13 protein-coding genes are annotated in these 17,501 nt (G+C 76.3%); 5 read left to right on the top strand and 8 right to left on the bottom strand.

Annotated features, from left to right (window positions below):
* Window positions 1-70: 70 nt before the first annotated feature.
* On the top strand, window positions 71-1,906 hold the full coding sequence (locus ACFW1I_RS27845) for a caspase family protein (protein ID WP_384674999.1): 1,836 nt from the start codon (window positions 71-73) through the stop codon (window positions 1,904-1,906).
* A 27-nt stretch (window positions 1,907-1,933) separates the two neighbouring features.
* Here ACFW1I_RS27845 and ACFW1I_RS27840 read toward each other — a convergent pair whose 3' ends face one another.
* The 6 genes from ACFW1I_RS27840 to ACFW1I_RS27815 form a co-directional block, all read right to left on the bottom strand.
* Window positions 1,934-4,762 (bottom strand): CHAT domain-containing protein, encoded by a 2,829-nt coding sequence (locus ACFW1I_RS27840; protein WP_384674997.1) that lies wholly within the window; start codon window positions 4,760-4,762, stop codon window positions 1,934-1,936.
* Entirely contained in the window at window positions 4,755-5,438 is a 684-nt protein-coding gene (locus ACFW1I_RS27835) for an RES family NAD+ phosphorylase (RefSeq protein WP_384674995.1), read from the bottom strand. Before ACFW1I_RS27835 ends, ACFW1I_RS27840 begins: the two co-directional genes overlap by 8 nt.
* 5 nt (window positions 5,439-5,443) lie before the next feature.
* Window positions 5,444-6,124: a hypothetical protein gene (locus ACFW1I_RS27830; RefSeq protein WP_384674993.1), complete on the bottom strand. Its 681-nt coding sequence runs from the start codon at window positions 6,122-6,124 to the stop codon at window positions 5,444-5,446.
* Window positions 6,121-7,290 (bottom strand): hypothetical protein, encoded by a 1,170-nt coding sequence (locus ACFW1I_RS27825; RefSeq protein ID WP_384674991.1) that lies wholly within the window; start codon window positions 7,288-7,290, stop codon window positions 6,121-6,123. The genes ACFW1I_RS27830 and ACFW1I_RS27825 overlap by 4 nt, the downstream gene beginning before the upstream one ends.
* 215 nt (window positions 7,291-7,505) lie before the next feature.
* Window positions 7,506-8,060 (bottom strand): GNAT family N-acetyltransferase, encoded by a 555-nt coding sequence (locus ACFW1I_RS27820; RefSeq protein WP_384674989.1) that lies wholly within the window; start codon window positions 8,058-8,060, stop codon window positions 7,506-7,508.
* Between the two features lie 120 nt (window positions 8,061-8,180).
* The gene (locus ACFW1I_RS27815) at window positions 8,181-8,993 is read right to left on the bottom strand and encodes an isocitrate lyase/phosphoenolpyruvate mutase family protein (protein WP_384674988.1); all 813 of its coding nucleotides are present in this window, start codon (window positions 8,991-8,993) and stop codon (window positions 8,181-8,183) included.
* A 141-nt stretch (window positions 8,994-9,134) separates the two neighbouring features.
* Here ACFW1I_RS27815 and ACFW1I_RS27810 point away from each other — a divergent pair, with 141 nt between their 5' ends.
* Together ACFW1I_RS27810 and ACFW1I_RS27805 are read left to right on the top strand one after the other, a co-directional pair.
* On the top strand, window positions 9,135-11,489 hold the full coding sequence (locus ACFW1I_RS27810; protein ID WP_384674986.1) for a hypothetical protein: 2,355 nt from the start codon (window positions 9,135-9,137) through the stop codon (window positions 11,487-11,489).
* 1,148 nt (window positions 11,490-12,637) lie between these two features.
* A complete protein-coding gene (locus tag ACFW1I_RS27805; protein ID WP_384674985.1) occupies window positions 12,638-14,068 on the top strand; it encodes a chondroitinase-B domain-containing protein in 1,431 nt (476 codons plus the stop codon).
* Between the two features lie 25 nt (window positions 14,069-14,093).
* On the opposite strand, the gene ACFW1I_RS27800 is transcribed toward ACFW1I_RS27805, so the two are convergent.
* Window positions 14,094-15,122 (bottom strand): peptidoglycan-binding protein, encoded by a 1,029-nt coding sequence (locus ACFW1I_RS27800; protein WP_384674984.1) that lies wholly within the window; start codon window positions 15,120-15,122, stop codon window positions 14,094-14,096.
* Between the two features lie 270 nt (window positions 15,123-15,392).
* Between ACFW1I_RS27800 and ACFW1I_RS27795 the strand changes: the two genes are divergently transcribed.
* Together ACFW1I_RS27795 and ACFW1I_RS27790 are read left to right on the top strand one after the other, a co-directional pair.
* Window positions 15,393-15,890 carry a hypothetical protein gene (locus ACFW1I_RS27795; protein ID WP_384674982.1) on the top strand — a complete coding sequence of 166 codons (498 nt, stop codon included), beginning with the start codon at window positions 15,393-15,395 and terminating at the stop codon, window positions 15,888-15,890.
* 57 nt (window positions 15,891-15,947) lie between these two features.
* Complete coding sequence (locus tag ACFW1I_RS27790; RefSeq protein WP_384674980.1) at window positions 15,948-16,100, top strand: hypothetical protein; 153 nt, start codon at window positions 15,948-15,950, stop codon at window positions 16,098-16,100.
* A gap of 146 nt (window positions 16,101-16,246) precedes the next feature.
* Here the strand turns inward: ACFW1I_RS27790 and ACFW1I_RS27785 are convergent.
* Window positions 16,247-17,501: MFS transporter (locus ACFW1I_RS27785; RefSeq protein ID WP_384674978.1), on the bottom strand; the 1,255-nt coding region annotated here is incomplete at its 5' end.

The following is a 17,501-nucleotide window of genomic DNA, read 5'->3' as shown; positions in this document are numbered from 1 at the left end:
CCCGACCGCGCCCGGGTCCCGACCCGGAATCGACCGGACCACGCCCCTTCGTCCCTGGCAGGATCGGTCCATGCGCACCGTGCACGCCCTTCTCGTGGGCATCGACGACTACCCGGGCAAGCCGCTCTCCGGCTGCGTCAACGACGTGGCCGCGGCGGAGGAATGGCTGCGGCGGCAGGAGGGGATCCGACCCGAGATCCTGCCGCTGCGGAACGCGGCGGCCACCCGCGAAGCCGTACTCGACGGCCTCCGGCGCCACTTGGGGCGCACCGGCCCCGGCGAGACGGCGCTGCTCTGGTTCAGCGGCCACGGGACGGAGCAGCCGACGAGCGATCCGCGGGCGGCGACCGGCATGGCCCAGGCCCTGGTGTGCGCCGACAGCCTCGACCCGGGCGGGCAGCCCATGCTGTGGGACTCCGAACTGGGCGCGATCCTGCGGGAGATCGCGTCCCGGGGCGGTCATGTCGTCGCCGTCGTCGACTGCTGTCACTCCGGTGGCGTCGACCGCGACCTCCCGCCCGGGACCGAGTCGCGCGGGGTCGCCTGGCAGCCGTGGTGGGTGACGGAGCGCGCCGACTCCCCCCGCGGCACGGGAGGTCCCACGGCGTCGGCGGGGACCGGGCACATCCTGCTCGCGGGCTGCCGGGAGGACGAGCGGGCCCTGGAGGCGGACATCGGCGGCGTCCGGCGCGGGTACTTCAGCCACGCGCTCCTCGGCGCCCTGGACCTGCTCGGCCCGGCGGCCTCGTACGGGAAGGTCCACGCCCTCGCGGAGGCGGACGTCCTCGACAGCTCCGGCGCCCAGCACCCCGAACTGCGCGGCCCGGCGCACCTGCGCTTCCTGTACGGCGACCCCCTGCCCGACGCGCCGTTCCTGCTGCGGCACACGGCGGCCGGGTGGGAGGTGAACTGCGGCGCGGTGCACGGACTGCGCTCGGCGGGCGCCGAGTTCACGCTCCAGGGCGGGGCGCCGACGCAGCCCCGGACGGTGGTCGTACGGGAGCTGCGCGCGGAGTCGTCGCTCGTCGAGCCCCTCGGCTGGACACCGGCCCCCTCGGACCTGATCACGGTGCACGGTGTGACGCCGTCGGCGCTCGCCTTCCCCCCGGCCGCGGTGACCGTCGTCGGGGATCCCGGTGCGGCGGCGCTGATGGCCGGCGCCATCGAGGCGTCGCCGCTGCTCGCCGCCGGCGGTGACGGGCTGCCGCTGCTCGTGGAGGCGCGGCACGGCTGGGCCCGGGTCGCCGGCGGAGGCGGAGCCGATCCCGGCCCGCTGCCGCTGCGCACGCCCGCGGACGCCGCGCGGGTGGCCGACTGCCTGGCGCACATCAGCCGCTGGCGGGGCATCCGGGACCTCGCGAACCCCGATCCGTGGCTGTCGACCCAGGTCCGCGTCAGCGTCGAACCGCTGGTCGGCGAGGTGCGGTACGCGCCGACGGGCGAGATCGTGTGCTCCTATACGCCGGACGGGCGGGAGCCGCAGGTCGTCCTGCGCGTCCACAACGACTCGCCGCGGACGGTGTGGTGCGTCCTCCTCTCCCTGTCCGACAGCTACGCCTCCTCCCCCGATCTCCTGAACGGCGACTTCGTCGGCGCCGGGCGGGCGGCGACGGCACGGGCCGGCGAACCGGCCTGGCTGCGGCTGCCGCCGGGCCGGTCGGTGGAGCGGGGCGCGTTCGGCCACGACTGGTTGCGGGTGATCGTCGCCGAGAACGAGTTCAACGTCGCGCCCTTCCGGCTGCCCGCGTGGTCCTCCGCGGCCCCGGGAGGGACGCGTGCCGGCGCCGGACCGGACGGCGGCGTGCTGCGCCTCACTCCGCCGGGTGGCCGCGACGTCGGCGGGCCCCCGCACGAGGTGGGTCGGTGGGGCACCGCGTCGGTGGTCATCCGCACGGAGGTGCCCTGACCGGGCCCGTGGACGGCGCTCCCGGGCTCACCAGCCGAGGTGGGTGAACCCGGCCCAGGCCGCCAGGTCGTCGGCGTCGAGTTCCGGCACGCGTGCGGCCATGTCGGCCGGCATGCCGGGCGGGGCCTGGCGGGTGCGGCGGTCCTGGAGCATCCACGACTGCGCCTCCCTCAGTGCCTCGCCGGGCGTCCGCCCCTCCCGGGCCATGTAGTGGTGGGTCATGTACATCAGCAGCGACGTCGCCCCGTCGGGCACGGTCCACAGCGAACCCAGCACGCTGCGGGCGCCGGCGACGAGGAACGCGGTGGACAGGCTGTACGCCTCGTCGTAGCCGTGCCCGGACACGTTGGTGCGGCAGGCGGCGAGGACGACGAGTTCCAGTTCCCGGTAGCGGGCGGAGCCTTCGGTGAGCTGCTCGGCGGACAGGTCTCCTCCGGACAGCTTCAGGTAGGAGCTGTGCCGGTCGCCCTGGTTGAGCACGCCGTGGCAGGCGAGGTGGAGCATGCCGCCGCGCTTGTCCGCGAGCCAGCCGGTGACGGCGGCGGGGGTGGCGGTGCCCGGTCCGAGGAGGGTGCCGTGGGGGTGGAAGACGCGGTGGATGGCCTGCGCCTCCTCACCGGCGTGGTAGAGGTCGAGCGTCGGATTGCCGACGACGAGGGCTTCCCGGATCCCTGCCGGCCGGCGGGCGGCGAGTTCGCACAGCAGCCGCGCCGAGGGGACGTACGAGATCGAGGCCGCCTGGCAGGCGCGGCGGCGGCCGATCCGGGCCGCGTGCCAGGGCACCACGCCCAGTTCCCCCATCGGGACGAGGACGAGGGACGGCGCCCGCCCGATGCCGCGCGGCACCGCTTTGAGGAGCCGGTCCATGACGGCGCTGCCGGCCCAGTCGCAGAGTCGTGTCAGTTCCTCCTTGCCTCGGTCGCGGTCGCTCGGGGAGGGTGCCGCGGGGGCCGACTCCGGCGGGCCGCCGATGTCGCGTCCCGGCGCACCGACCGCGTGGTAGTCCGTCAAAGCCTTGGCGTCGGAGAGGAGTTCCGGAAGGTCGACCGAGGTGACGGTGCCGCGCGCGTCGACGATGAGCGCCGCCCCGCCCCGGCCTTCACCGCCCGGGGCGAGGTACACGAGGGCGGTGCGGCCCATCGCGGTCAGCGCCCGGCCGATCTCGTCCGGGGTGGGGACGTCGAGGAGCCGGCGGCGGTGCGGGGAGGCGGCGAGCGCGTCCAGGACGCGGCGGCGCAGCCTGCTGGGCGGGCCGGAGGAACCGAGGCCGGTCGCATCGACCTGGTCCACCGGTCCGGCCGCCGAGGCGCGCCATTCGGCGGCGAGTTCCTCCTGCCCGAGGGACGCCAGCATCTCCGGGACGGTGTCCGTGACCGTGGCGGAGTGCAGGACGAGTCCCCGGCCGGCGTCCAGCGCGCGGACGGCCTCGTCGTGGGCGCCGTCGGCGACGCACCAGTGGGCCACCTCCAGCGCCTCCTCGCCGATCCGTCGTCCGACGCCCGCGGCGTGCGCGGTACCGGACTGCAGGAGCACCGTCCAGGCGGAGGCGCGGACGGCTTCGAGGCCGACGCGGCGGGACTCGGCGTGGTTCAGGCGGGTGGCGCGGGGGTTGAGGAACTGGTTGTCCCCGCGGTGGCGGTAGGCGCGGGCGAGGGACAGCCCCGTCGTGCCCCACAGGGGATGGGCGGGGCCGCCGGCCATCCGCTGGGCGTGCTTGAGCCAGGAGATCCCCTGGTCGAGCTGGTGCGGCCGTTCGGCGCGCGGGACGCCGGCCAGCCCGGCGAGGACGACGTGGCCGCCGCCGAGGGTGCTGGCGGCGCGGATCCACCGGGTGTCGTCGGGCTGGAGGAGGTCGAGGGCGTCGTGGATCAGCCCCAGCGCCTCGGTCACGCCGCGGGCGTCCCGGGCGAGGATGGCGCGGCCCATGCGGCTGATGCCCGCCTCGCCGAAGCGGTCGGCCTGCGCGTCCGGGGGGAGCAGCGCGATCCGGCGGCGTACCTCCGCGACGGGGGTGACGTCCGCGCGCCCGTCGTCCTGCCCGAGGGTGACGTCGTCCAGCCGCCCGGTGCGCCGGGCGCGCAGGATCTCCAGGTTGCCCCGGGCCACTTCGAGGTTGGCCTCCATGCCGAGCCGGTCCATGTGGTCCGGAGGGAGCCTGCGGATGACGTCGTCGAGTTCCCGGATGTGGCCGGCGAGCGCCGTCTCGTCCTCGCGGCGGGTGGCCTGGTGGGCGCGGAACAGGGCCACTTGCGCGTCGAGGCCGAGGCGGGTGGGGGCGTCGAAGACGGGCGAGTTCCGCAGCCGTGCCAGATCGTCGACGGCGGAGTCGAAGTCGTCCTCGCCGCCGCCCGCCTGGGCGAGGTGGGCGCGCAGGCCGGCGTGCTGGGCGTCGAGCGCGTCGCGTTCGGGGCTGCCGGGCGGGAAGGCGTCCCGGGCCCGCTCCAGCCGGCGGAGCGCCCGCTCCATGTCGTCGGGTCCTTCGATCCGCTGGAGTCCGGCGCTGCTGTCCAGTGCGGTGATGAGCGCCTGCCAGCGCTGGTCGACCGGCCCGTGGGCCTCCGCCTCGTTCTTCAGCTCGTCGAGCTTGGCCGGGTCGACCACGGGGTTGTGGAAGCGCAGCATCGGCAGCACCGAGAGGATCTGTCCGGCGCGCAGGCCGGACATGACCGTCCCCCGGGGCAGTGCCTTCCAGTCGTCGTAGAGCCGGTTCCACGCCTCGTCGGCGGAGGAGCAGCCGAGGTGGTCCATGACGGTGGCGGTGATCCGGGTGAGGTCCTGGGCGTCGACCATGCCCTGGGCGGACGCCTCCTTGAGCTCGTAGAGCAGCGCATGGAGGTCGTACGGCTTGTCATGCATGGGGGTCGTTCCCTCCCGGCCGCGGCGCGGTCCGTGTGCGGTACGGGGCGAGCGCGGCGTTCAGCCACGCCTCCCCTTCCTCCGTGTCGAAGTCCACCGGCGCCCGGTCGCCGGGCTCCAGTGGGGACGCCGGGCCGAACCGGTCCTCGAAGAGGACGGCGACCCGGTCGGCGGGCTCGCGTTTGGACGGCCAGACGAAGCCCTGGGCCCAGGGCGCGGTGCGCCGCCGGATCCAGTGGCCCCAGTCGCGGGTCTGCGGGTACTCCGCGGCCTCCGCGTGGACGAGCCACGGGTCCTGGCCGACGGCCGCCAGGTCGGCGCCGGACATCAGGGAGACGACCTCGACGTCCGTGGCGAGCCGCAGGAAGGACATGCCGCGTCCTTCGAAGGCGCGGCGCGGCAGGAGGCGGACGGTGCCGTCGCCGTCGAAGGGGATCGACCGCAGCAGCGTCTCGCACACCGCCGCGCCGGGGCCGAGGCCGAGGTAGAGGTAGCCGTACGGGTCGAAGGAGGTGCCGTCGAACCGGCCGCCGTAGTAGAAGGGGTGGGCGGGCCGGGGGTTGAAGCCGGTCGCGGGGCGGTGGGTGCCGTGGACGCGGTAGACCGGGGTGCCGGCGGGCAGGACGGCCCGGGTCGGTTCGCCGGGCAGGGCGGCGGGCGGCGGGTACTTGGGCATCCGGGTCATCCCTCCCCGAGGGTGCGTGCGGCTCCGGTCAGCTCGGGGTCGCGGCCCCGGCCGAGGAGGGCGGCGGGCGCGCCGCCGGTCCAGGCGTTGGCGGACAGCCACCAGTCGGCCGCGCCCCAGGGGTCGGTGGCGGCGCCGAGGAGGGCGTTGACCTCCAGGACGACGGCCCAGGGCCTGACCCCCGACGCGTACTGGAAGGCCGGGACCTGGCGTCCGCCGTCGGGGCGGGTGAGGACGATCAGCCCGGGGTGGAGGGCGGAGCGGGAGCCCGCGCCGGGGTCGGCGGGCTGTGCGGGGGCGGCGAGCAGGCGGTCGCGGACGGGGCCGAGGAGCGGTCCGACCATGGGGTTGCCGTCGACGACGAGGAGGCAGAGGTCGAGGGCGGCGTAGCCGTGGACCCGCGCGGACGGCGGGGTGCCGCCGTGCGCCGTGAACCGTGCGCCGTCCGCGTCCGGCGCTCCGTGCCGCCGGAGCCGGGCGGACTCCGGGTCGGGGAGGGCGCCGAGGAGGACGCGTACGGCGTCGGCGGCGGCGCTCTCGGCCGTGGCGGGCGCGTCGGCCGCCGCACGTAACTCGGCCAGCCGGTCGCGGAGTTCGGACCGCGCCGGGGGCGGGAGCAGGGGGGCCAGCCGGTCCCAGTCGGCGGCTGCGGCCGCGAGTGTCGTCAGGGCGTTCATCCGCACCTCGTGTCGTCGTGCCGCGGGTGCGGCTCCTGGCCGGAGGGGGCCGTGGCGTCGTCCGGTTCGTGGGCGCCGAGGACGTCGGCGACGAGGTCGGCGGCCTCGGGCCGGCGGACGACGAGGTGCAGGGCGTGTGCGGGGTCGGCGTGCGCGGCGAGCGCCGTCCACAGCGCGCTGACGCTGGTCTCGACGGGCAGTCCGCCGCGTCCGGCGCCGAGGAGCGGGAAGCAGACGGAGCGGAGCGGGGGCGCGGCGTCCGTGCCGGTGGTGTTCTCCTCGGCCATGAGGGCGAGGACGCGGCGGGCGGCGGTGGCGACGTCCTGCGGGGTCACGTCGTAGTCGTTGGTCCCGGGCCGGGGGACGGCGATCGCCGCGTGGTAGATCCGGCGGACGCCCCGCTCGGCGAGCGCGCCGGAGCCGCCGGCCGCGACGGTGCCGGCGGGCACGGGCCGGTGCAGCAGTCCGTGGCGGGCCCGCCAGGCGGCCAGTTCGTCCCGTACGGGGTCGGCGGTCACCTCTCCGGTGACGCCGCGGACGGCTCCCGCGCGGCGGATCGAGGCGGCGGCGGACGCCTTGTACATCTCGGGGAGGCCCAGGTGGGTGTTGCCCGGGGAGACGACGACGTCCACGTTCCGGAGCAGTTCGACGGGGTGGACGTGGAGGGTCACGGTCAGGCTCCGCCCGTGCTCGGGGGCGGGGACCCGCAGGATCCGGTGCTGTCGGCGCGGCGCGAGCAGGGTGGCGGGGCCGCCCGTCCCGGTCGCGGCGGCCCGCGCGCCCACGAGCCAGCACACCTGCTCGGCGACCTGCCCGAGGACCATCTCCTCCTGGCTCTTGCGGAACCGCTCCACGCTGATGTTGTAGATCCGCGCGGCGAGCCGCCGCCGGTCCGCGGCGGGCCGGTCGCGCATCCCCGGCGCCAGCCCGAGGGTGACGGCGGCGGCCTCCTCCAGCTCTCCCCCGCCGAGCCGGCCGACGGCGGTGCGCAGCAGGTTCTCCACCTCGACGGGCCACGCCTCGGCCACGGCCCCGGGCGCGGACACGGCCGCCGCCCGTAACAGCGGCAGCTCCAACTCCCGGACCCGCACGATCCCTTCCAGCCGCACCCGCTTCACCTCCAGGAGAATCGACGCGACGTCCAACGGTTCAGCCAGAGGCGCCATGAGCCCATGATCGTGCGCCGGGGAAACGCACTTCAAGTCCGGTGTGGCACCGGCCCCCGGCGATCACCGTACGCCGGGGGGCGGGGCGCGTCCGGCCGACTCCTGGTCGGTTCCGGGGCGTTGGCGGGTCGCCTGCGGGTCGGGGGGCCGGAGCGCCGCCCGGGGCGGCGGGTGCGGGCCGAAGGAGGGCGGGTGCGAGTGCGGGAGGAGAGTGGTCAGGAGGCCGTCGGCAGGCCCCAGGTCTGGAGGACGAAGGGGCGGCCCTTCTCCTCGCCCTCGATCAGGGGGACGTCGAGGAGGGTGAAGCCGGCCTTGGTGGCGACGGCGACGCTGGCGGCGTTCTCGGCCTCCAGTTCCAGGATCACCCGCTCCGCCCCGAGCTCCTCGACGGCGTACGCGGCCATCACGCGCACCGCGCGCGCGGCGAGGCCCTGGCCGCGGTGGGCGGGGCCGACGGCGTAGCCGAGCTCCGCGCCGCCCGGGATGCGCCGCAGCATGCCCTCGCCGAGCGGCGCGCCGCCGTCGACGGTGATGGCGAAGAGGAGGGTCGTGCCCTCGGCCCGCAGCTCCCGGGCCCGCTGCAGCCGGGTGGCGGCGGCCTGTGCGTCGAAGGGGGAGACGATCGGCGTCCAGTAGGCGACGTCGGGGTCCTCGAACAGCTCCGGCATCGCGGCCAGGTCCGCCTCCGTCCAATCGCGCAGGACGATCCCCTCCCCGCGCAGCTCGGTCCTCTCGGGGAACGGGGCGGAGGTCGTGTTGCTGCTGCTCATGGTGCGGTCCCTTCCTGGCCTCGAATGCGACGCAGCATATCCAGAGGATCGTCGGCTCATCCGATATCCGGACCCCTGTGGCCGCATGCCGGGTGGCGCTCCCGGCTCGTGGACCCGGGTTCAGCCGGTCGTGGCGAAGAGGCCGTTGAGCTCCGGGTAGTCGATGGCGTCCCGGAGGGAGTCGTAGCCGCCGGCGCGGTGGAGGTCGACGGCGGCGCGCCGGGCCGTGGCGTAGGCGGCCTGGGCGACGCCCGAGCCGAGGCTCACCCGGGCCACGCCCCGGGCGCCCAGCGCGGCCACCGGCGGGGCGCCCGGGCCGGCCATGACGTTGAGGGGGACCGGCAGGCCCGCGGCGAGTTCCGTGATGAGGCCGGGCTCCGTGACGCCGGGGACGAAGACGCCATCCGCGCCGGCGTCGACGTAGGAGCGGGCCCGGTCCAGGGTGTCCCGCAGTCGGGTGGCGGGCTCGCCCAGGCCGAGCAGGTACGTGTCGACGCGGGCGTTGACGAACAGGTCGGCGCCCGCCCGTTCCGCCGCCGCGCGGGCCGCCGTCAGCCGCTCGGCGAGCGCGCCCGGGGGCCGGGTGCCGTCCTCGATGTTGACGCCGGCCGCGCCGGCCTCCAGGACGCGGGCGACCGTGTCCGCCACCTCGGCGGGCGTCCCGCCGTAGCCGCCCTCGATGTCCACGGTCACCGGCACGGCGACCGCCGTCGTGATGCGGCCGATGACGCCCAGCACCAGGTCCCGGGCGACGCGGTCGCCGTCCGGGGCGCCGAGGGACCAGGCGACGCCGGCGCTGGTGGTGGCGATCGCGGCGGCGCCCGCGGCTTCGACGATCCGGGCGCTCGCGGCGTCCCAGACGTTGGCGAGCGCGAGCGGACGGGCGGGCGTGTGGAGGGAGCGGAAGAGCGAGGAGTCGCTGGTGTGGATCATGCGCCCAGACAATCAGCGGGCGGCGGCGCTGTCCGGCAGGAATCCGACATCGACGTCGGCCGGGCCGTTCCCACCGGTCCTCCCCCGGCCGCCGCCTATTTCGCTGGGCACGCCCGGAACCCGCGGGGCACAATGCCCGCGATGATCTCCACCGCCGGCGCCCTGCTCGCCGCCCTCGAACCCCTCCCCCACTCCGCGCGGCTCCGGCTCACCGCCGTCACCGCGCACCGGCTCGCCGCCGACGGCGGTCTCCGGCCGCTGCTCGGCGAGTTGGACGCGCTCGGCCCGTACGAGCGACGGCTGGGCGCGCTGGCGGCGTTCGCCGCCGGCGACCTGGAGCACGCGACGGCGCGGCTGGGCGACCTCGATCCGGTGGTCCGCCGTTACGCGCTCCGCGCCGTCCGGCGCCTGCCCGCACAGGGCAACGCCGCCGTCGACGCCGCCATCGAGGCCGCCTACGACGACGCTCCGGCCGTGGTCCGTGCCGACCTCGCGCGCCTGTTGCGCGACGGGCGGCGGGCCCCGCGCGCCGAGCGGCTCGTCGGGCGGGTGCGCACGGAGTACGGCGACCGGGACGCGGCGCTCCTGCTGCCGGGCTGCTCGCCGGAGTTCACCGCGCGGCTGCTGCCCGAGCTGGCGGGGGCGCTGGAGTCCGAGGACTGGAGCACGCTGGCGCTCCGCCACCCCGTCGCCGTCCTCGACCAGGCGGAGCGGCAACTCGCCGGTCTCACCGGGCGGTTCCGCGGCGAGTGGTGGAGGCGGTACGCGGCGGGACCGGCCGCCGCGGTGTCCGCCGCTCCGGAGCGCGTCCTGGAGCTCCTTGAGACGTACGGCCCCGAGGAACTGCCCGGCCCGGTCCACGACCGGCTGGGCGATCTCGTCGCGGTGGACGCCGAGCGGGTCGTCCGCCGGCTCGCCGACCCGGAGCGCCGGCATGCGCGGTGGGAGCGGACCGCCGGACCCGCGCTGATCCGCCGGCTCGTGGCGGCGGATCCGCCGTCGCTGCACCGGCTGGGGCTGCGCTGGTTCCACCGGGGCGCGTTCACCCTGCTGCTGCGGACGGTGCCGCCGGAACGCCGGGGCGCCTTCCTGGACGCGGTGGTCGCCGCGGCCGGCCCGCAGGACCACAACGTCCGCGTCCACCCGGGCGTGCTCGCGCTGCTGCCGCCCGCCGAGCGGCACGCCCGGGCGCGGGCCGCGCTCGACGACGCCGAAGGCTCCTGGGACCGCTGGAGCCTTCTCGCCCTCCTGCCGCCCGACGAGGCGCGCCCCAAACTGCTGGCCGCCCTCGCCTCGAAGGACCCCGAACAGCGCGGCGGCGTCTGGGACATGCTGGTCCACAACGCCGTACTCGGCGGGGACCCCGAGCAGGTCGGGGAGCTGCTCGCGCGGGCCGCCGGCCGGCTGGCCCACGAGTGGGACCCCGTGCGCCGCGACCTCCTCTCGGCGCTCGCCGACGTGCCGACACCCCTCCTGGTGACCGCACGCGACCGCGCCGATGGCTCCGCGCCCCTGGAGCGGCTGTGCCGGGACGCCCTGGCGGCCCGCGACTGCTCCCCGATGACCCGCGACGCCGTCCGCACGCTGGCGGTGGCCCTGCTCTCCGACCGGACGACCGGGGCCGCCCTGCCGCTCGGCGCGCGGCTCCTGGAGCAGCTGACCGCACACACCGGAACCGTCGAACTCGGCTCTCTCGAAACGGTGTTGGACGACGACGGTGTCCGTGCCGTCACCGCCGCGCTCGGCCCCTGGCTGGACCGGGGCGCCGCCCGGGGCGACGTCGGACCGCTGCTCGCGCTGGTCGCGTCCTGCGGCCGCCGCGCCCACGGCGTCCCGGAGCTCCAGGACCGCCTGGAGAAGGCGCTCGCCGCGTGCCCGGACCCGGTCCTCGGGGACGTCGCCGCCGCCTGGCTCGCCGACCCCGCGACCCGCGGCCGGCGGGTCGCCGAGCTGCTCGCGCGGGAGCCTTCGGCGGCTTCCTTCCCCCGGTGCTCGCCGTCCTCGCCGCGGAGCGATCCGATCTGCTGGACGCCGCCCTGGCGGAGGCCGTACGCCCCGGCGGGAGGTTCCCGGTGGCGGGTGCTCCCCGGCCGCTGCCCGCCTTCCGGCACGCCGACCGGTGGCTGCCCCGGCAGCAGGAGGCCGCCGTCCGACTGGCGGCGGCCGTCGTCGCCGACCCGGACCGGGGGACCGACGAACGGGCCGCGGTCCTCCGCGCGGTGGCGCCGGTGCCCGAGCACGGCCGCGCCCTGCTGCGGCGGTACGCCTCCCCCGTACCGGACGCCGCCGGGCCCGAGCGGGCGCTCGCCGCGGCGGCCCTGGACGCGGCCGCGCACACGGACGATCCGGCCTCGGCCCTCGGCTCCCTCCTCGACCACGCCGGCGACGACGGGGCCGCGGCGGCCTGGTCCGCCGCCTCGCGCGCCGCCGCGCATGCCCGGCCCAGCCGGGTCGCGGCCCTGCTCCACGACGTCCTCACGCGGCAGACCGGGGTGAAGGTCACCGTCAGGAAGGCCGCCGCCCGGCTCGCCGCCCGCCGTCTGCCCCGGGGCTCCGCCGTCACGCTCCTGTCGGACGTGGCCGGTGCTCCCGGCGTCCATCCGGACGTGCACGCGACCGTCGTCGGTCTGGCCGCGACGCTGCTGCCCGCCCCGGAGATGTGGGCCCTGCTGGAGTCCGCGGCCGCCTCCGACGCGCCGGAGGCCGCCCGGAGCGCACTCCTGGACGTGAACCCCGCGGACCTGGCGCCGGCTCACCGGGGGCGGTTCGGGGCGCTGATGGCCCGGCTGGCGCTCGTGGCGGGCCCGGGGACGGAGTACCGCTCGCTGTCCGGACTCGCCGACTGGGCGCGGTACGCCCCCGAGGCGGGCACCGCGCTCGCGGACCTGTACACCGACCTGACCCGGACGGAACACCTCTGGTGGGTGCGCGGCGGGCTCCAGGACCTGGCCCGGTCCGGCCTGCCGCATCCGGTCGGGGGCGTCGCTCCGGGCAGTCTCCTGCTCGGCGTGGTGGACCGGCTGCTGGCGTACGTCGCCGCATGCGAGCCGGAGGGCGGAGGACGAGGCGGGGACCTGCCGGCGCTCCGCCGCCTCCACGCCCTCCTGCAGGGCCCGGGACAGGACCCCGGCCGGTGCGCCGACCTGGCCCGGCGACTCGCGGACGAGCCACTGGCCACCCCCACCCGCGTCGCGCTCCTCGTCCACGCGATCGACCTGACGGCGGCCGCGCCCGAGATCCTGAGCGCCCTGCGGAACCTGCTCGACGTGGTCTCCGGCCGTCCCGTGTCGGCCGCCCGGGCGGCCGAGGAGATCGAAGAGGCGCACCAGCGCGGCACGCGGCTCACCGATCCGGCCGCCGCGCTCGCCGCCGTCCGCGCCCTGGGCGACGACGGCGGGCTCGTCCCGGGTCTCCTCGCCGTCGGCCTCGCGAACGCCGTCGGCACCCGGCAGGGCTGGCCGGACCCCTGCCGTACGGCCCTGCTGGCCCTGCGCCGGCATCCCGAGCCGGACGTCCGCGACCTGGCGTACGCGACGGACCTGAGCTCCCGTCACTGACACCGGCCGGAGCGCGCGTTAGCGGAGCGTGAGCGAGACGGCAGGGGCGCCGTCGAAGGTGGAGGCCGACCACACCAGGAGGCATCAATGCGACGACGTACGTTTCTCAGGGGGACCCTGCTGGGCGCGGCGGCCACGGCCGTCCCGCTCACCGCCCTGGCACAGGGCACGGCCGCGGCGGCCGGCACCGTGACCGTGACGAGCATCGGGGCGCTGCAGAGCGCGATCGACGCCGCCGTCCCCGGGGACCGTATCGTCCTGGCCGACGGCGCCTACACCGTGCCGTCGGCGGGCATCCGGGTGACCGGCAAGCACGGCACCACGAGCGCGCCGATCACCGTCGTCTCCGCCACGCGCGGCGGCGCCGTGCTCGGCGGGGCGGCCGGCTTCGTCCTCTCGGGCTCCAGCAACATCACCATCAGCGGCTTCGCGTTCCGTCAGACGACCGCCTTCTCGATCCCCGCCGACTGCTCGCGGATCCGGCTGACCCGCAACGACTTCAAGCTCGCCGACACGGCCGGGCTCGACTGGGTGGTGGTCCGCGGCGACGACGCCAAGATCGACCGGAACTACTTCCACCACCGCACCTCGCAGGGCATCTTCCTGGTCGTGGACGGCCCCGGGACCACCGCCATGGCCCAGCGGACCCACATCTTCCGGAACTACTTCGCCGACCACTCGTACACCGGCGCCAACGGCGGCGAGGCGATCCGGCTCGGCGTCAGCCACCGCGCCCTGTCCACCGCCGACGCCCTCGTGGAGTACAACCTCTTCGAGCGCTGCGACGGCGACCCGGAGGCGATCTCGGTCAAGTCCTCCGGCAACACCATCCGCCACAACACCCTCCGCGGCAACAAGGGCGGCATCGTCCTGCGGCACGGCAACGCGACCACGGTCGAGGGCAACCACGTCCTCGGCGGCGCGAACGGGGTGCGCCTGTACGGCAACGACCACCTGGTGGTGAACAACCACATCTCGGGGACGACCTCCCGCGGCCTCGTCATCGGCAGCGGCACCACCCGCGACCACCACGAGGGCGAGACCACCGAGGAGCGGCGCGGGAACGACGCGTGCGACCGGGCGGTCATCGTGCACAACACGCTGGTCGGGAACTCCGCCACCCTCTCGGGCGAGAGCCGGACCTACGAGCCGCGTGACGTGGTCGTCGCCGACAACATCCTGGTCGCCTCCGGCGGCACCCTCGTCGACCTGGACGCCGCCCCCGGCTTCACCTGGCAGGGCAACATCCTGTGGGGCTCCGCCGCCGACGGCACCATCCCGTCCGGCGGATTCCGCCGCGTCGACCCGCTGCTCCGCAAGGACGCGGACGGCGTCCACCGCCTGACCGCCGGCAGCCCGGCCGTCGACGCCGCCACCTTCACCTCGCTCGCCGTGGCGGAGGACGCCGACGGGCACGCGCGTACGGGTGCCCGTGACGTGGGCGCCGACGAGTACTCCACCCTGGCGCCGGTCCGCCGACCGCTGACGACGGCCGACGTGGGCCCGAACGCCGCCTGAGCCGGGCGCGGGGCCCGCGCCGCACTCAGCCGTGCAGGCGCGGGCCCTGGTGGCTCACCAGCGAGAGCCAGTCGCGGGTGGTGACCCGGCCGGTGACGAGGAGCCCCCGCTCGGCCTGGTAGATGCGGAGCACGTCCTCCGTCTCCGAGGTGAAGTCGCCGCTCACGGCCGTCGGATGGCCGGCGCCGGTGAGCAGCGACTGCAGCGCCTCGACGGCCGGACCGTAGTCGCCGCCGGCGAGCGGCACGACCAGCCGCGGCCAGGTCCTGGAGCCGACGCGGCCGTCCTGGACGAGGCCGAAGGACTTCTGGAAGCGGGTGACCGCGCCGACGGTGGCGGCGTCGACGGTGCCGGTCACCTCCACCGGATACTTCCGCTCCCGGAGCAGGTACTGCACCGTGCGGGCCTCCCACAGCACGTCGCCGAGGCGCACGACCGGCCACTCGTCCTGGGCGGGCGTCGCGCCGGCGCCGGCGGGGCCGACGGCGGGCGGGGCGATCACCGGCCGCAGCCAGAGCCCCGCGGCGAAGGCCGCGCAGGCGAGCAGCAGCCACAGCACCCGGCGTACGTACCCGAGGACGGGGGCGCTGATCGGCGCCGCCACGCGCGCGTGGGACGCGGTGGGCGCGGAGTCGCCGGGCCCGGCCGCGGTCGCGAACGGTGCCGGGTCGGGGACCGGCGGCGCGGCGCCCACGGGGACGGCCACGCGCGCGCGGGGGAGCCGTCGGGCCCCCTGGGCCGCGCGGGCGAGCCGGAGTGCCTCGGCGAGTTCCCCGGGCGGTGCGCCGAGCGCGTCGTGCAGGGCCTCGACGACCGCCGGCGGCGCGGCCATCGGCCGCCCCGGGTTGAGGTAGCGGGACATGGTCGCCTGGTCGACCCCGGCCCGGCGGGCCAGCGCCTTCTGCGTGGGGCGCACGCCGGCGCTCCCCTCCCACCACGCCCGGAGCACCGCGGTGAGTGCCGCGGCCGGATCGGCGAGGGCGGACTCCCGTGTCGTCTCCCCGGTGGTCCCGTCGCTGGTTCCTCCGGTGCCGATGGCCCCTGTGCAGTCCATGACGCATCCCCTCTGCATGTGCATTTCCGCAGGTCAGCGGAGTGCATGCAGGCGTGCATGGACGCATGTCCGCTGACGGGTGCCCGAGGGTAGCGGCGCGGGCCAGGGGCGCGGCACGGTGATCGGGCCGGGAGGGCGTCGCCGCTCCCGCCGATCTCCCCGCTCCCGCCGCGGTACGTCCGCGTGCCGTCGTACCGGAGCGGGGGACAACCCTCTCTCCGTACCTCACCCGAACGGGTGAGGTACGGGCCGACGAAAGGACCCGCAGTCATGCGCATGTGGACCGGACCCGCCCTCCTCGCCGCCGCGGTCGCCGCCCCGTTCCTCCTGGTCGCGCCGGCCGCCGACGCGGCACCCGCCAAGTACACGCACTCGGCCGCCGCCCAGCAGTTCCGCGCGGCGGGCATCTCGTGGACGTCGAGCAAGAACTGCTCGGACTGGAACCGGAAGGGCTGTACGTCCTTCACGAACATCAACCGGGCCACGGTCGCGGGCGCCGTCGCCTTCAAGAAGGCCAGCCGCTGCACGATCGTCGTCACCGGCGGCACGGAGAAGGGCCACAGCACCCGGGGGACGTACACCCACCGCAACGGCTACAAGGTCGACATGTCGGTCCGGACGTCCTGCCTCGACACGTACATCACGAAGCACTACAAGAAGGCGGGCACGCGCGGCGACGGCGCCAAGCTCTACAAGTCCCCGAACGGCAACGTCTACGCCCGCGAGAAGCACCACTGGGACATCACGTACTACAACGGCAAGGCGTAACCACCGGGGGCGGGTGCGGGCGGAGGTCTCCCCCCCCCCCCCGTCCACGCTCGGGACATGCGACGGGCGGATGTCACGCGGGCCGACGGCACCTGGTCGGGCCTGTCCCTGGAGGTGCGGGACCGGCCGCGGCCGGGGCTGTGCGTCACCACGGCCGGACAGCCGCTGCTGATCGCGCAGCAGGCACGGCCCGTGGCCGGTGGCTGCTGACGTCCGACGCGCGGCTCCGGCGGAACGAGCCCGAGCCGCCAGGCGCGTACGGGGCGGAGTTGCTCGTGGACGGCCACCCGGACGGCCACCTCGACTGGTTCGTCCACTCCGGTTCCTGGGAGGTGCTGCCGCTCCCCCGGCGCGGCTCACCGCTCCTGCGGCTGTGACGCCCGGGCGACCGTCAGGAGCAGCACGCCGCAGGCGGCGACCAGCATCCAGCCCGGACGGGAGGCGTGCGCGAGCTCCGTCGGGCCGGCGCCGGTCACCAGGGCGCCGGCGAGGGCGATGCCGACGGCGGAGCCGAGCTGCCGGGCGGTGGAGGTGATCGCCCCGGCCACGCCGGCCCGGTCCGGCGGCAGTCCGTTGACGGCGGTGTTGGTGATCGGGGCGTTGGCGAAGCCGAACCCGATGCCCATGAGCAGGGAGGAGACCAGCAGCAGGCCCACGCCGGTGTCCGGGGCGAGCCCGACCAGGCAGAGTCCGCCGGCCGTGATGAACCCGCCGGCGAGGAGCAGCGGCGTCCTCGGTCCCGTACGCCCGACCATGCGGCCGGACCACGGGGCGCAGACCGTCGCGCCGGCGGCCAGGGGCAGTGTGGCCAGGCCCGCGGCGAGCGGCGTCCAGCCCCGGGTGTGCTGAAGGTAGAGGGTGTTCAGCAGCAGCGTCACGCTGAGGGCGACGAAGACCGCCACCGCGCCCACGACGGCACCGCTGAACACCGGCCGCGTGAAGAGCCGCAGGTCCATCAGCGGTTCGGGCCTGCGGGACTCGACGCGCACGAAGGCGGCGGTCGCCAGGGCCGCCGCCGCGTACCCCGCGAGTGCCGCCGGTGACGTCCAGCCGACGCGCGGTCCTTCGATCAGGACGCCGACCACGACGGCGAGGACGACGGTCAGCAGGATCTGGCCGGGCGGGTCGAGCCGCCGCGGCCGCGGCGCCCGGGACTCCGGCACGAAGACCGCGCTGAGCAGCAGGGCGGCCGCGATGACGGGCGCGTTGATCCAGAAGAGCGCCCGCCAGTCGAGCGCGGCGAGCAGCGCGCCGCCCGTGACGGGTCCGGCGGCCATGCTCAGCCCGAACACCGACGCCCAGACGCCGATCGCCTGCGCCCGCTCCTTCGGATCGGGCATCGCGTTCACCACGATCGCGAGCGCCACGGGGCTGAGCATCGAGGCGCCCACGCCCTGGACGGCGCGGGCCGCGACGAGCACGCCCACCGACGGGGCGAGCGCGCACAGCAGCGAGGCGACGCCGAACACGGCCAGCCCGCACTGGAACACCCGGCGGCGTCCGAAGCGGTCCGCCAGCGCGCCGGCGGAGATCAGGAGACCGGCCAGGACGAGGGTGTAGGCGTCCACGACCCATTCGAGGCCGCGGGTGTCGACGTCGAGGCCGTGCCCG

The organism is Streptomyces sp. NPDC058955 (assembly GCF_042741435.1).
Lineage (GTDB): Bacteria > Actinomycetota > Actinomycetes > Streptomycetales > Streptomycetaceae > Streptomyces.
Note: the sequence above shows the minus strand (reverse complement) of the source record. Positions and strands in the feature narration are given on the sequence as shown.